The following is a 15270-nucleotide window of genomic DNA, read 5'->3' on the forward strand; positions in this document are numbered from 1 at the left end:
CACGCGCGCGGCACGCGGCACCCGGCGGCCTCGTGGGGTGAGGGAGTGGCGGTGAGCAGGGTCGCGGCCGTCGACCTCGGAGCCTCCAGCGGGCGGGTGATGACGGCGCGCGTCCACGGCGGCGGAGTCGAGCTGTCGGAGGTACACCGGTTCGCCAACCGGCCGGTCCGGGCCGGGGGCACCCTCCACTGGGACATCCTCTCCCTCTACCAGGGCATCCTCGACGGCCTGCGCAAGGCCGGCCCGGTGGACTCCATCGGCATCGACTCCTGGGCGGTCGACTACGGCCTGCTGGACTCCTCGGGCCGGCTGCTCGGCAACCCCGTCCACTACCGCGACGAGCGCACCACCGGGGTCATGGAGCGGGTGGTCGCCGAGCTGGGCGCCGCCTCGCTGTACGGGGTGAGCGGCCTGCAGTTCCTGCCCTTCAACACCGTGTACCAGCTCCTGGCCGACCGCGAGTCCCTTGAGCGGGCGCGCACGCTGCTCATGATCCCCGACCTGCTCACCCACTGGCTGACCGGGTCGATCGGCGCCGAGACCACCAACGCCTCCACCACCGGGCTGTACGACGTCCGCACGGGCGACTGGGCACGCCCGCTGATGAGCCGCCTCGGCATCCCGGGCGAGATCTTCCCCGCGCTCCGCCCGCCCGGCTCCCCCGCCGGGGTCCTGCGTCCCGGCGTTGCGGCCGAGATCGGGAGCGGCGCCGCCGCTCAGGTGCCCGTGGTCGCGGTGGCCTCCCACGACACCGCCTCCGCCGTGGCCGCCGTGCCCGCCACCACCCCGCGGTTCGCCTACATCTCCTCCGGCACCTGGTCGCTCGTCGGCGTCGAGCTTCCCGGGCCCGTGCTCACCGCCGAGAGCCGCGAGGCCAACTTCACCAACGAGGCGGGCCTCGACGGCACCACCCGCTACCTGCGCAACGTCATGGGGCTCTGGATCCTCCAGGAGTGCCTGCGGGCCTGGAGCGACCCCGGTCTGCCCGGCCTGCTGGCCGCCGCCGAGGGCACGCGCCCGTTCGCGGCGCTGATCGACCCCGACGACCCCTCCTTCCTGCCTCCCGGCGACATGCCCGGGCGCATCGCCGCCTACTGCGAGCGCACCGGCCAGCGGCCCCCCTCCGGGCCCGCGGAGGTCGTCCGCTGCGTGCTCGAAAGCCTGGCCCTCGCCTACCGGCGCGCCGTGCGCGACGCCGCGCGTCTCAGCGGTCACGAGGTGGAGGTCGTCCACATCGTCGGCGGCGGGGCGCGCAACGGGCTGCTGTGCCAGATGACCGCCGACGCCACGGGCCTTCCGGTGCGCGCCGGGCCGGTGGAGGCCGCCGCGCTCGGCAACGCGCTGGTCCAGGCCCGCGCCCACGGCCTGGTCACCGACATCCGCGAGCTCGTACGCCGCGGCGAGCCGATCACGGCGTACGAGCCGAAGGGCGACCAGTCGCTCTGGTCGGCCGCCGCCGATCGCCTGGCCGCCGGCTAGAGCGCCCAGCGGGCGGGCCGCCCGGGCAACAAGTGGCCGCGAAGAGCTACCTGCCGGACAAAAGGTACGTGCATGCTGTACCCGGCAGGCCGTACGCACCGTACGGCGCAGGCCGTACCTGGAAGGAGCACCAGTGCTGTCGTGGGGTATCGCGGCCACGGGCGGCATCGCCCGCACGGTCGGACAGGTGATCGCGGGAGAGCCGGGCATGCGGGTGGCGGCCGTCGGCTCCCGCGATCTCGACCGGGCGCGCGGGCTCGCCGGCGAGCTGGCGGCGCCCCGCGCGTACGGCTCCTACGAGGAGCTGGTGCTCGATCCGGAGGTCGACGTCGTGTACATCGCGACGCCGCACTCCCACCACCTCCGGGTCGCCGAGCTCGCCATCGCGGCCGGGCGGGCGGTGCTGTGCGAGAAGCCCCTCGCCGCGACCGCCGCCGACGCCGAGCGCATGGTCAAGCTGGCGCGCGAGGCGGGGGTGTTCCTCATGGAGGCCATGTGGATGCGGTTCAACCCGCTGGTCAGGAGGCTGCACGGGCTCGTGCGCGACGGGAGCTTCGGCACGCTGCGGTCGGTGTCCGCGTCGTTCGGCTTCCCCCAGCCCTACGACGCGGCGCACCGGCTGTGGGATCCCGCGCTCGGCGGCGGGGCCCTGCTCGACCTCGGCATCTACCCGATGGGCCTGGCCCAGCTCCTGCTCGGCGAGCCCGGCGCGATGAGCGTCACCGGCACCCTGTCCCCTTCCGAGGTGGACGCCGAGGCCGGGCTGCTGATGTCCTGGAACGACGGCGCGCGGGCGCTGCTGGACACCTCCCTGCTCAGCCCGCTGGCCAACACCGCCACGGTGACCGGCACCACCATGCGCGCCGACCTCGAAGCCCCCTTCTTCGCCCCCCGCCGCATGGTCCTGCACGGGCCGTCCGGCGAGCCGCGGGAGCACGTGATCGCCGCGGCCGACAACGGCTACGCCGGGGAGATCCGCGAGGTGCGCGACGCGCTGGCCCAGGGCCGCACCGAGAGCGCGGTCATGCCGCTGGAGGACAGCCTCGCCATGATGCGCCTGATCGAGGAGGCGCGGGGGCACGTCGCGCGCCTTCGTTGCCTGTCGCCGGTGACCGCCGGAGACTGATCATGTGAGTCCTAGCGTCCGTGCCGAGATCCGGGTCGACGGTGTCGTCCAGGGGGTGGGTTTCCGCCCCTTCGTCCACCGGCTCGCGACGCGGCTGGGGCTGTGCGGCGTGGTCGGCAACGACGAGCACGGCGTGTTCATCGAGGTCGAGGGCGTCCCCACCGCCGTGACCGAGTTCCTGGAGACCGTGCGCCACAGGCCGCCGCCGCTCGCCGTCGTCGAGCGCGTCACCTCGCGGGAGGTGCCGGTCACGGGTGAGCCCGGGTTCGGCATCGCGCCGAGCACGGGCGCGGGGCGGGGCCGCGCCCTCATCTCGCCCGATGTCGCCACCTGCTCCGACTGCCTGCGCGAACTGGAGGATCCCGCGGACCGCAGGTATCGCTACCCGTTCATCAACTGCACCGCCTGCGGGCCGCGCTTCACGATCGTCCGCGCCTCTCCGTACGACCGGGCGGGCACGACGATGGCGGCGTTCGCGATGTGCGAGGAGTGCTCGGCCGAGTACCACGACCCCGCCAGCAGGCGGTTCCACGCCCAGCCGCTGTGCTGCGCGAGGTGCGGCCCGCGCCTGCGGCTGGTGGACGGCTCGCTGCGCGAGATCCCGGGCGACCCCGTGGCGGCGGCGGCCGGCCTGCTCAGGCAGGGAAGGCTTCTCGCGGTCAAGGGGATCGGCGGGTACCACCTGGCCGTGCGGGCCGACCGGCAGGAGGCGGTCACGGCGCTGCGGGCCAGGAAGCACCGGGAGGACCGGCCGTTCGCGCTGATGGTGCCCGACCTGGCGGCGGCCCGCCTGATCTGCGACGTCGACCCGGACGAGGAACGACTGCTCACCGGCCGCCGCCGGCCCATCGTGCTCCTGCGCCGCCGCACGAGCCACGCCGCCGCGACGGACGCGCGGGACGGCGTCCCGACGCGCGGGATCGCGGAGGCGGTCGCGCCGGGGGCGCGGTCGCTCGGCGTGATGCTGCCCTACTCCCCCCTGCACCACCTGCTGCTTCGCCACTTCCCTGGACCGATCGTGCTGACCAGCGGGAACGTCTCCGACGAGCCGATCGCCTACCTGGACGAGACGGCGCTGCGGCGCCTTTCCGGCATCGCGGACGCCTTCCTGACGCACGACCGGCCGATCCACACGCGCACCGACGACTCGGTGGTCCGGGTGTTCCGGGGCAGGGAGCTGCCCGTGCGCCGCTCGCGGGGCTACGCCCCCGCGCCGCTGCCCCTCGCGGCAGAGGTCCGCCGGCCGGTGCTCGGCTGCGGAGCCGAGCTGAAGCACACCTTCTGCCTGGCCGAGGGCCGTCGCGCGTTCGTGTCGCACCACATCGGGGACCTGGAGAACTACGAGACCCTGAGGTCGTTCGTGGACGGCGCCGGTCACTTCGAGCGGCTGTTCGGCATCAGGCCCGAACTGGTCGCCCACGACCTGCACCCGGAGTACCTCTCGACCAAGTACGCGCTGGAGCGCGAGGGCGTCGAGCCGGTGGGCGTGCAGCACCACCACGCGCACATCGCGTCGTGCATGGCCGACAACGGCCAGACGGGGCCGGTGATCGGCGTGGCCTTCGACGGGCTCGGATACGGCACGGACGGCACGCTGTGGGGCGGCGAGTTCCTGGTCGCCGACCTCACGGGGTTCGAGCGCGCCGGGCATCTGGAGGCGGTGCCGATGCCCGGCGGCGCGGCGGCGGTCCGCCGGCCCTGGCGCATGGCCGCCGCCTACCTCGGGGCGAAGGCGCCCGAGACCCTGGGCGTACGGCGGCGAAACGCCGGCCAGTGGGACGCCGTCGCCGCCATGGCCGAGCGGGGCGTGAACGCGCCGCCGACCTCCAGCGCGGGCCGCCTGTTCGACGCCGTCGCCGCCCTGGTGACCGGCCGCGACACGGTCACCTACGAGGGGCAGGCGGCCATCGAGCTGGAGCAGGTCGCCGAGCCGGGCGAGCGGGGGGCGTACCCCTGCCGCATCCTCGGCGACGGCGGCACGCGCCCGTTCACGGTGGCGGGCCTCGACCTCGTCGAGGCGGTCCTCGCGGACGCGGGGGCCGGTGCGGCGGTGGTCTCCGCGCGCTTCCACAACGGGGTCGCCCGGCTCATCGCGGAAGGCTGCCTGCGGGTGCGGGAGCGCACCGGCCTGTCCACGGTGGCGCTGTCGGGAGGGGTGTTCCAGAACCTCTTCCTCCTGGAGCGGGCGACCGGCCTGCTGGAAAAGGGGGGGTTCACGGTGCTGCTGCACTCCCGGGTGCCGCCCAACGACGGGGGCATCAGCCTCGGGCAGGTGGCGGTGGCGGCTGCCAGGCAGGCGGCCCAGGCGGGCTGACCACCACCCGGTCACTCCTTCTCGGCGACGACCCGTATGCGGACCCGCACCTCGGGGTGCACCCTGAGCATCAGCATCTTCGGCGGGCGCAGGCCGAAGTCGCGGATGTCGAAGGTCTGCTCGCCCTCGATCACCAGCGTGCGATCGTCCGGCGCGGACAGCTCGATCTCGCCCTCGACCTGGCGGGTCACCCCGTGGAAGGTCAGGTCGCCCCGCACCCGGTAGCGCCCCGGCGTGCCCTGCTCCTCCACGCCGGTCGCCTCACCGACGATCTCCGGGTACGCGCGGACGTCCACGCGCCGTCGCAGCTCGCCGTCGTAGAGGGGATTGCCCGACTCCAGCCGCTCGACGGGAAGCTCGACGCGCAGGCGCGGCGGGGTGGCGAGATCGAAGCGGCCCCCGGTGACGTCCCCCTCGACGTAGCCGGTCAGGCCGCCGGCCTCCCCGTGGATCGGGTGCAGGCTGCTGCTCGCCTCGACGCCGAGGCTCGATCGCGTGCCGGAGACGCGGAACCGCTCGCTCACCCCTCCATCATCGCTCGCGGGCCGGTCCTGGGAGGAGGCGGGCTCCCTCACCGTTGCCGGCCCTAGGAGGAGGAGGACTTCCTCGCCGCGCGGGCCATCTCGACCTTGGCGCTGGCGGCGTACTTGTCGACGTACTCCTGGCCGGACAGCTCCATGAGCGCGTACATGATCTCGTCGGTGACGGCGCGGAGCACCAGGCGGTCCTCCTCCATGCCGTAGTAGCGGGAGAAGTCGAGCGGCTTGCCGTACTTCACGCCGGGGCGGATGCCGAGCTTGGGGAGCCTGCGGCCCGGAGGCATCATCTCGAAGGTGTTCATCATCGCCCAGGGGATGACCGGCACCCGGGACTCCAGCGCCAGGCGCGCCACGCCGGTCTTGCCCTTGTAGAGGCGCCCGTCGGGCGAGCGGGTGCCCTCGGGATAGATGGCGAGCACATCGCCCTCACGCAGGATGCGCAGGCCGGTGCGCAGCGCCGCCTCGCTGGCCTTGCCGCCGGAGCGGTCGATGGGCACGGTGCCGACGCCGGTGAAGAACGCCCGGCTGAGCAGGCCCTTGACGCCGCGCCCGGTGAAGTACTCGGCCTTGCCGAGCGAGATGACCTTGCGCGGCAGCGGCAGCGCGCCGAAGAAGTGGTCGGCGAACGACAGGTGGTTGCCCGCGAGGATGGCCGGGCCCTTCTTCGGGACGTGCTCGGTGCCCTCCGCCCAGGGGCGGAACACCAGATGGAGGAACGGCGAGAGAATGGCCTTCACCACCCAGTAGAACACTCGGGGCACCTCTTCTCTGGCTTCTCTCGGGGTTCACACCGCTGTAACCGGCGTGGCGTCATCTTCGCATGCCGGGCGCATCTCACCTACACCTCAGCATCTACCGACACCATCCACCAACACCGGCCGGCAACGCTCGCCATCGACACCGTCCGCCGACCGCGACACCGGGCCTGCGGATCTCGCGAGACGCCCTCGAACGTGCGACGATCGGGCGAGCCCCACCAGGAGAGGAACCCAACATGCCGCTCATGCCCGGCTCCGAGCCATATCAGCACGAAGGTGGCCAGGTCGGGGTCCTGCTCTGCCACGGTTTCACCGGGACGCCGCAGTCGCTGCGTCCCTGGGGGCGGTATCTCGCGGCGGCGGGCCTGACGGTTTCGCTGCCCCGCCTGCCCGGCCATGGCACCACCTGGCAGGAGATGAACCGCACCCGCTGGGAGGACTGGTTCGCCGAGCTGGAGCGGGCCTTCGAGAGCCTGCGGAGCAGGTGCGCGGAGGTCTTCGTCATGGGCCTGTCCCTCGGGGGGTGCATGGCGCTGCGGCTGGCGGAGGTGCACGGCGCGTCGGTGCGGGGCCTGGTGGTCGTGAACCCGTCCATCGTGAACGACGCCCCGCTGCTGAAGCTCGCCCCCGTGCTGAAGTTCGTGCTCCCGTCGGTCGCCGGCGTCGCGAACGACATCAAGCGCGAGGGGGTCACCGAGCTCGGCTACACGCGCACCCCGGTGCGGGCGGCGGCCACGCTCCCGAAGCTCTGGTCGCTGGTGCGGTCGGAGCTCGGCCGCGTCACCCAGCCGGTGCTGGTCTACCACAGCCCCGAGGACCACGTCGTGAAACCGGCGAGCGTCGAGCTGCTGCGCCAGGCGCTCGGCGACAACCTCACGGTGCGCGAGTGCGCGAACAGCTACCACGTGGCGACGCTCGACAACGATGCTCCGCAGATTTTCGAGGGCAGCCTCGACTTCATCAGGGCCCACGCGTCGGTACCCTTGCAGAGAGACCGATCCCACAGCGGAGAAGACTGATCCGACCTCATCATGAGCAGAGGAACGAATCGAAGTGACCGGTGACGCCACAGAGTGATGAGGACGAGGTCTGGCGTCAGATCGTCGCCTCCTTCAACGACACCGCCGAGGCGACCTCGGCCGGCCAGCCATGGCCGGACCGCGAGAACGTCCCGGTCGAAGACGCCCCCCAGCAGGTGAAGGCGGAGATCCCCACAGAGACGAGCGCGGACCCCCGCGAGGAGGAACCCGCCGCGCCGGCCCCCGGCGACGACGGCGACCACTACGTCCCGCCTCCCCCGCCGCCGCTCCCCAAGATGGACGCCGGCACCAAGATCGCCTGGTTCGCGCTGTTCGGCGGCCCCGCGTACCTGCTGCTCGCCGCGCTCCTGTCCTGGCCGATGGACGGGTGGATCGTGTTCGCCGCCATCGCCGCCTTCATCGGCGGCTTCGTGGCGCTGATCGTGCGGATGGGCGACGGCCCGCCCCCCGACTCGGGCTGGGACGACGGCGCGATCATCTGACCGCTCGCGGGGGTGCCGGCCACAACCGGCGAGACCTCCGTGTCGGATTGTCGGATGATCTCGCGCCAAACGGGTTCCGTTTCGCGGGCGTCAGTGCTATCACTTGCCTCTAGGTGGCTTGGGGAGCCCACGGAGGACGGTTGGAATTTCTTCTGCTCGGTCCGGTGGAAGCCTGGCATCGCGGGGAGCGGCTCTCGCTGGGCGGCCCGAAGCCGCGTGCCCTCATGGCGGCACTGCTCCTCAGCGCGGGCAGGGTCGTCTCCGGTGAGCGCCTCGTCGACGCCCTGTGGGGAGACCGGCCGCCGAGCAGCGCCAACGCGCTGATCCAGACCTACGTGTACGGGCTGCGCCGCGCGCTGGTGCACGCCGGGCAGGACCACCTGCTGGAGACCAGGCCGCCGGGTTACCTGATCAGGCCCGAGCACGGGCAGCTCGACCTGCGGACCTTCGAGGACAGGGTGGCGGAGGGCCGCCGCCACGCCGCCGAGGACCGTCACGACGCCGCCGCCGACGAGCTGCGCGCCGCGCTGGCCCTGTGGCGGGGGTCGGCCCTCGGCGGCATCGGGGACGCGCTGCGCGGGGAGGCCGGGCGGCTGGAGCAGACCCGCCTTTCGGTCCTTGAGGAGCGGATCGGCGCGGAGCTCGCCATGCACAGGGAGGCCGAGCTGGTCGGCGAGCTGACCGAGCTGGTCTGGGCGTACCCCACCCGCGAGCGGCTGCGCGGCCGGCTGATGACGGCGCTGTACCGGCTGGGCCGCCAGGCGGACGCGCTGGCCGTCTACCACGAGGGCCGCCGCGCCCTGGCGGACGAGCTGGGCGTGGACCCCGGCGCCGAGCTGCGGCACCTGTTCGAGGCCATGCTGCGGGGGGACCCCTCGCCGGCCCGGCCCGGCGTAAAGCGAGGCGCCGCCCCGGTCGACCCGGTCACCCCGTCGCCGCCGGCCGAGGCTCCCGCCACGAGCCCCGCCGGCACGGGCGGCTCCCCCGCGCGGCCTGCCGTCCAGAAGGAGCCGCGCCAGGAGGTCGTGCCCGGGCACCTGCCGCGCGGCGTCGCCGACTTCACCGGGCGGGCCACGCAGATCGCCGAGCTGACCGCGTGCCTGAACGCCCCGAGCGACACGGTCACGGTGGCGGTGATCTCCGGCAAGGGCGGTGTCGGCAAGTCGGCGCTCGCGGTCAAGGTCGCCCACGAGGTGACCGACGCGTACCCGGACGGGCAGCTGTACGCCGACCTGCGCGGCGTCAGCGACTCCCCCGCCCCTCCCCTTGAGGTGCTCGGGCGGTTCCTGCGCGCCCTCGGCGTCCCGCCCTCCGGGATACCCGGCACCCTGGAGGAGTGCGGCGACGCCTACCGCAGCATGCTCGCGGGCCGGCGCGTGCTGGTCGTCCTCGATGACGCGGGCACCGAGCGGCAGGTCCGCCCCCTGCTGCCGGGCAGCCCCACCTGCGCGGTGATCGTCACCGCCCGCAAGCGGCTGGTCGGGCTGGCGGGCACGAGCCTCACCGACCTCGACGTCCTGCGGGCGGACGCGGCCGTGGAGCTGCTGTCCCGCATCGTCGGCCACGCGCGGGTCGACGCCGAGCGCGAGGCCGCGCAGCGCATCGCCCTGCTCTGCGGCCACCTGCCCCTGGCGCTTCGCACGGCGGGCGCGCGGCTGGCCGCCCGGCCGCACTGGTCCCTCCAGACCCTGGCCACCCGGCTGGCCGACGAGCGCCGCAGGCTGGACGAGCTCACCGCGGGCGACCTGGAGGTACGGGCCAGCGTCGCGCTGAGCTACCGGGGGCTAGACGCCCAGGCCAAGAAGGCGTTCCGGGCGCTCGGACTGCTCGGCGTGCCGGACTTCGCCTCATGGGTGGTCGCGGCGCTGCTCGGCGTGCCCGAGCAGGTGGGCGAGGAGGTGACGGAGCGGCTGATGGACGCCCAGCTCGTGGACTTCGTCACCGTCGACACCGCCCAGCAGGAGAGGTACCGGCTGCACGACCTGTTGCGCGTGTACGCGGCCGAGCGGGCGGAGGCCGAGGACCCCGAGGAGGAGCGCGCCGCCGCCATGACACGCGCCCTGGGCGGCTGGCTGTGGCTGATCACGCGCACGGCCTCCAGGAGCCCTTCGGGAGCCCTGCCCGTGCGCAGGCGGTACACCAAGGCCCTGCCCCTGGGCGCGGAGGCCTCCGAGCGCGTCACCGCCGGCATGTCGGCGTGGTTCAACGCCGAGGCCCCGGCCCTGGTCGTCGCCGTCGAGCGGGCCGCCGCGATGGACCTGCACGAGGTGGCCTGCGAGGTGAGCGCGGCGCTGTGCTCGTCCTCGTTCTCGGTGGACGCGAGGTTCGACGAGTGGCGGCGCACGCACGAGGCGGCGCTGGCGGCCGTGCGCAGGGCCGGTGACGTGCTGGGCGAGGCGACCCTGCTGGTGGGGCTCGGCCAGCTCCGCAACAGGCAGGACCGCTACCCCGAGGCTCGGGGGTTCTTCCACGAGTCGCTCCCCCTGTTCAGGAAGGGCGGGGACGCCCACGGGGAGGCGGTCGCCCTCGCGGGCATCGGCACCGCCTGCCGCGAGGAGGGCGACATGGAGCAGGCGCTGCCCCACCTGGAGCTGGCGGGGGCCGCCTTCGAGGAGCTCGGCGACGACTCGGGCACCGGCTACGCCAAGAGGCTGGCCGGGTCGGTGTTCCTCGAACGCGGCGACTACGCCGCCGCGTCGGCGCTGCTCGACGACGCGCTCGCCGCGTTCAGGCGGCTCGGTAGCAAGCGCGGGGAGGCCCTCACCCTTCGCTCCACCGCGCTGGTGCATCGCGCGTCGGGCGACCTGCGCCTGGCCGAGACGCTGAGCGCGCGGGCGGTCGAGCTGATGCGCGAGACCGACGACGTGCTGATGGAGGCTTACGCGGTCCAGTCGCTGGCCAAGACGCGCATCCGGCTGGGCGAGCACGACGCCGTCCTGCCCGGCCTACTGGACGCTCTAGCCGTCTGCACCGGCCAGGCCGACCGGTTCGGGGAGGCGCTGATCCTGCGCACGATCGGCGAGCTGCACCTGGCGCGGGGGGACCTCGCCGAGGCCGAGGAGCGGCTCACCCGTTCGATCGCCGTGTGGGACGACCTCGGGCTGCCGCTCTTCCGTGCCCGCTCGCTGCGTGACCTGGCGAGCGTACGGGAGGCGCGCGGCGACGCGGCGGGGGCGCGGGCGCTTCGCGAGGAGGCCCTCGGGGTCTTCGCCGCCTTCGGCACCCGGGAGTACACGGAACTTCTCTCCGCTCTTTAGCGCGTTTTTGGAGAGAACTTCTAGAGGGGCGGCCGAACCTGGCGGCGAGGGCCGACAGCGTGAGGCCCGCCCGCCTCGACAGGCCCGCCGAGCACGCGGCCGTCGCGGGGGGCCAGATGCCGCAGGCGGTCGCTCCGCCTGGCACAGTGCTCAGGAGAGAGCGTGTCACAGATCATTCTCATGTCCGATCCCCGGGTGGCCGCCGTGCCGGTCGAGGAGTCGGGCGAGCCCCTGGTGGACCTGCGGGCGAACACCGAGATCCTCCTCGACGGGCGCCTCGCCGACCCGGAGGGCGCGTTCGCCCACCTCCGCGAGGGGCTGGCCCAGCGGCTCCTCCGGGCGCAGAAGCTGCTGCCGGACGGGCTGCGCTTCCTCGTGGTGGAAGGGTACCGGCCGTACTCGCTGCAGGAGCGGTACTTCACCGGGTACGCGGGCAGGCTTCGCGAGGCCAACCCGGAATGGCCGGAAGATCATCTCTACGTGCAGGCCAGCCGCTCGCTGTCCCCTCCCCACATCGCTCCGCACGTCTGCGGCGCGGCCGTGGACCTCACGCTGTGCACGGAGGCGGGGGAGGAACTGCCGATGGGCACCGAGGTCAACGCCAGCCCCGAGGAGAGCGACGACGCCTGCTACACGGCGGCGGCCAACATCTCGGTGGAGGCCAGGGCCAACCGGGAGACCCTCTCCAAGGTCCTCGAGGAGGCCGGGCTGACCAATTACCCGACCGAATGGTGGCACTGGTCCTACGGTGACAGATATTGGGCGCTCGCCACCGGCTCTGGGGCCGCCCGCTATTCCCATGTGAACTGGCCACCCGCCGGCCGGTGAGAACCTGAACCGGTAACGAAGAGAAACGATCCCGGGAAGACCCCTGAAACACAGGGATTCCTTCCCGGGATTTCTTCGTGCCCGGGGCCGGCCCGCCATATCGCGGCGGGCCGGCCGATGAGCGTCGTGACCTTTCACCACATGCCTTGAGGGGGGCGGACATTCGTCCGCCCCCCTCAAGGGTCACGCTCGGTTCGTTCTCCGGAGGGCGTCTGACGGTCACCGCCCTGCCGGCCGGATCTTCGGTGACTAGCGGGCGAGGCCCTGGGTGTCGATGCCGTCGCCGTTCCAGTCGCCGATGACGGGCAGGTCCCCGGTGGTGTTGCCATAACCGATCGACCTGGTGTTCTCGATGGCGCCGGTCACCGCACCGGTGCGCATGTAATAGGTCGCACCCATCTTCACCCCGATGTTGTCCTTGCCATCACCGTCCCAGTCGCCCACCAGCGGAATGGCGTTGGGGTTGCCGTAGGCGATCACGTACTGCGCCACACCGTTGGCCGGGTTGTCGCTGAGCAGGAAATTCCCGTTGGCGGGGTTGTAGGCGCTGATGGTGTCCTTGCCGTCACCGTTCCAGTCACCCACCACCGGAAGCCAGGGAGCGTCACCAAAGGCCACCGTCACGGTGTTCTCGACCGCGCCGCTCACCGGACCGGTCCGCATGTAGTAGGTGAAACCCATCTTCACCCCGATGTTGTCCTTGCCATCACCGTCCCAGTCGCCCACCAGCGGCTGCGCCCCAGGATCCCCGTAGCGGATCACACGCTCGGCGTTCCCGGTGACCGGGTTGTCACTGATATAGAAAGTGCTGGTCGTCGGGTCATAAGTACTGACCGTGTCCACCCCGTCCCCGTTCCAGTCACCCACGATCGGGATCTGCGGGCTGTTTCCGTAATAGATCACCGGACGCGTCGCGACACTGGAACCCTGACTGTCCGACAGGTAATACTCCAGCACCCCCAGATCGCCGCCGTCCTGGACGACCTTGTCGTAGCGGTAGGCGGTGTAGACGTTACCGGGGTGACCGCCGACGGTCCCGCTGAAGGTCCTGCCGGTCTCGTGCGTGGGCGGCGAGTTCCCGTCGGCGCCGCCGCCGAACGTGAAGACGGAGAAGTGGACGTGGTCCGGTTCCCAGTGGTCGAACAGGACGGCGTGGTGGCCGTTGCCGTTGTTGACGTTGAGCAGGTCACCCGGGCGCAGGTCGGTCGAGCTGGAGGGGGAGGAGGAGATCACGTTGGGCGCGCGGCCCGGCAGGGTCGCGGTGGTCAGGCTGGTGCCGAGGTGCCACGCCATGGAGACGGCACCCGAGCAGTCGGGGCGGTAGTTGCGGCCCGAGACATCGGGAGCGCTCGTGTTGCCGCTGGCGTCGTACTTGATGTAGGGCCGCCGGTTGACCCAGTCCCACGCGCGGGCGATCACTTCGGACGCGGTGATGGTGCCGTCGACACTGGACGCCGCGCTCGCCTGCGGGGCCTGGACCACGGCGACGCCGGCGAACGCGGCGCCGACCATCGCAGAGGTGGCGACGAGACGGGTGAGGCGGCTGCGGAGCCGAGCTGAGATGCTCATTGGATCCCTTCCAAACTATTTACGGTCGTTTCTGCGTTTTCGAGCACATTCATAGAGTCGGGCGGCGCTCTACAACTTCGCTTTAAGTTCGCTCCAGAAACGACCGCTTCAGAACGACGATTGGGCCCTGCGTTATCGGGCCGGCGAAACGCGCAGGCGGGCGAGAAAGGGGGCTCAGCCGATCGCCCGCGGACGGAAACGCGAGAAGGGGGCGGACATGGAGTCCGCCCCCTTCTGGGATGCGCGCCGCTGAAGTGGGTCTAGCGGGCGAGGCCCTGGGTGTCGATGCCGTCGCCGTTCCAGTCGCCGATGACGGGCAGGTCCCCGGTGGTGTTGCCATAACCGATCGACCTGGTGTTCTCGATGGCGCCGGTCACCGCACCGGTGCGCATGTAATAGGTCGCACCCATCTTCACCCCGATGTTGTCCTTGCCATCACCGTCCCAGTCGCCCACCAGCGGAATGGCGTTGGGGTTGCCGTAGGCGATCACGTACTGCGCCACACCGTTGGCCGGGTTGTCGCTGAGCAGGAAATTCCCGTTGGCGGGGTTGTAGGCGCTGATGGTGTCCTTGCCGTCACCGTTCCAGTCACCCACCACCGGAAGCCAGGGAGCGTCACCAAAGGCCACCGTCACGGTGTTCTCGACCGCGCCGCTCACCGGACCGGTCCGCTCGTAGTAGGTGAAACCCATCTTCACCCCGATGTTGTCCTTGCCATCACCGTCCCAGTCGCCCACCAGCGGCTGCGCCCCAGGATCCCCGTAGCGGATCACACGCTCGGCGTTCCCGGTGACCGGGTTGTCACTGATATAGAAAGTGCTGGTCGTCGGGTCATAAGTACTGACCGTGTCCACCCCGTCCCCGTTCCAGTCACCCACGATCGGGATCTGCGGGCTGCTGCCGTAATAGATCACCGGACGCGTCGCGACACTGGAACCCTGACTGTCCGACAGGTAATACTCCAGCACCCCCAGATCGCCGCCGCCCGCGAAGGCCGCGAGGTCGCTCAGCGTGCCGTTGAATACCGTGGGCGAGCCGGGGAGGCTGCTGGAGGACCCGGCGTACTGCCAGGCGGTGAACCGCGACCACCCCGCGGGCAACGCGCCCGGAGAGCCGCTGTAGTTGGAGGTCTCGAGGGCGTTGGCCGAGAACGACCCGTTGCCGCCCGTGCACTGGTTCCACCAGTTGGGGTTGGTGTATATCGCCGCCTCCCTGCCGGTGCGTGACTTCACCTCGTTCACGAAGTCGCGGATCCAGGTCACCATCTGGCTGCTGGACAGCCCGTAGCACGGATATATCGGAGCGGCCGTGGTCCACCAGGGCCACTCGATGTCGAGTTGCAGGGGAAGGGTCTTGCCGTCGTTGACGTACTGAGCGTGGTCCACCAGGTAGTCGGCCTGAGCCTTTCCCGTGCCCACGCCCTTGTCGGGACGGCCGAACGCGTACGCCCCGATGTACACGCCGTTGTTCTTGGCGCCGTGGTAGTTCGCGTTGAACTGCGGGTCGACGAAGTCGAGGCCCTCGGTGGCTTTCGCCCAGCCGAACTTCACGCCCTTGGCCGCGACGTCACCCCAGTTGATCGTGCCGTCGTGGTTGGAGACGTCGGTGCCGGCCACGGAGTAGCCCGCCGGAGCCGCGCTCGCCGGCACGGCGCCGCCGACGATCATGGCGCCGAGGGCGGCGATCGCGGTCACCACGCGCACGAGCGTCCTGCGTGCTCGCGTGGCCGGGGATCGGCCTGAGGCGGCCAGGGCTCCAGGCTCGTCGACGAGGTGGGACGGCTGGTTCTTGCGGGGGTCCATAAGGGGGGGTGCCTCTCTGTACGTGCTCCTCGTGGCCGGGGACGGTTCGTCCCGGCTGAGGACACGCTCACCCCGC

At 71.8% G+C, this 15270-nt stretch carries 11 protein-coding genes; 7 read left to right on the plus strand and 4 right to left on the minus strand.

The window, feature by feature from the left end; translation table 11 throughout:
- The first annotated feature begins 99 nt into the window (after positions 1–99).
- From OG589_RS22205 to hypF, 3 genes are all read left to right on the plus strand, one after another.
- A complete protein-coding gene (locus tag OG589_RS22205) occupies positions 100–1479 on the plus strand; it encodes a rhamnulokinase family protein (RefSeq protein WP_405152093.1) in 1380 nt (459 codons plus the stop codon).
- Between the two features lie 133 nt (positions 1480–1612).
- Entirely contained in the window at positions 1613–2605 is a 993-nt protein-coding gene (locus tag OG589_RS22210) for a Gfo/Idh/MocA family protein (RefSeq protein ID WP_405151873.1), read from the plus strand.
- A gap of 4 nt (positions 2606–2609) precedes the next feature.
- On the plus strand, positions 2610–4919 hold the full coding sequence (hypF, locus tag OG589_RS22215; RefSeq protein ID WP_405151874.1) for a carbamoyltransferase HypF: 2310 nt from the start codon (positions 2610–2612) through the stop codon (positions 4917–4919).
- Positions 4920–4930: 11 nt separating this feature from the next.
- On the opposite strand, the gene OG589_RS22220 is transcribed toward hypF, so the two are convergent.
- Positions 4931–5443: a YceI family protein gene (locus OG589_RS22220; protein ID WP_405151875.1), complete on the minus strand. Its 513-nt coding sequence runs from the start codon at positions 5441–5443 to the stop codon at positions 4931–4933.
- Positions 5444–5505: 62 nt separating this feature from the next.
- Positions 5506–6210: a lysophospholipid acyltransferase family protein gene (locus OG589_RS22225; protein WP_405151876.1), complete on the minus strand. Its 705-nt coding sequence runs from the start codon at positions 6208–6210 to the stop codon at positions 5506–5508.
- Between the two features lie 242 nt (positions 6211–6452).
- On the opposite strand from OG589_RS22225, the gene OG589_RS22230 reads away from it, so the two are divergent.
- From OG589_RS22230 to OG589_RS22245, 4 genes are all read left to right on the plus strand, one after another.
- Positions 6453–7235, plus strand: a complete 783-nt coding sequence (locus OG589_RS22230; protein WP_405151877.1) for an alpha/beta hydrolase — start codon at positions 6453–6455, stop codon at positions 7233–7235.
- A 41-nt stretch (positions 7236–7276) separates the two neighbouring features.
- The gene (locus OG589_RS22235) at positions 7277–7738 is read left to right on the plus strand and encodes a hypothetical protein (RefSeq protein ID WP_405151878.1); all 462 of its coding nucleotides are present in this window, start codon (positions 7277–7279) and stop codon (positions 7736–7738) included.
- A 140-nt stretch (positions 7739–7878) separates the two neighbouring features.
- A complete protein-coding gene (locus OG589_RS22240) occupies positions 7879–10995 on the plus strand; it encodes an AfsR/SARP family transcriptional regulator (protein WP_405151879.1) in 3117 nt (1038 codons plus the stop codon).
- Between the two features lie 162 nt (positions 10996–11157).
- Complete coding sequence (locus OG589_RS22245) at positions 11158–11823, plus strand: M15 family metallopeptidase (protein WP_405151880.1); 666 nt, start codon at positions 11158–11160, stop codon at positions 11821–11823.
- Positions 11824–12072: 249 nt separating this feature from the next.
- Here the strand turns inward: OG589_RS22245 and OG589_RS22250 are convergent, their stop codons facing one another.
- Positions 12073–13392: a hypothetical protein gene (locus OG589_RS22250; protein WP_405151881.1), complete on the minus strand. Its 1320-nt coding sequence runs from the start codon at positions 13390–13392 to the stop codon at positions 12073–12075.
- 260 nt (positions 13393–13652) lie between these two features.
- The gene (locus OG589_RS22255; protein ID WP_405151882.1) at positions 13653–15194 is read right to left on the minus strand and encodes a GH25 family lysozyme; all 1542 of its coding nucleotides are present in this window, start codon (positions 15192–15194) and stop codon (positions 13653–13655) included.
- Positions 15195–15270 lie beyond the last annotated feature (76 nt).

It is taken from the genome of Sphaerisporangium sp. NBC_01403 (genome assembly GCF_045040145.1).
Taxonomy (GTDB): domain Bacteria; phylum Actinomycetota; class Actinomycetes; order Streptosporangiales; family Streptosporangiaceae; genus Sphaerisporangium; species Sphaerisporangium viridialbum.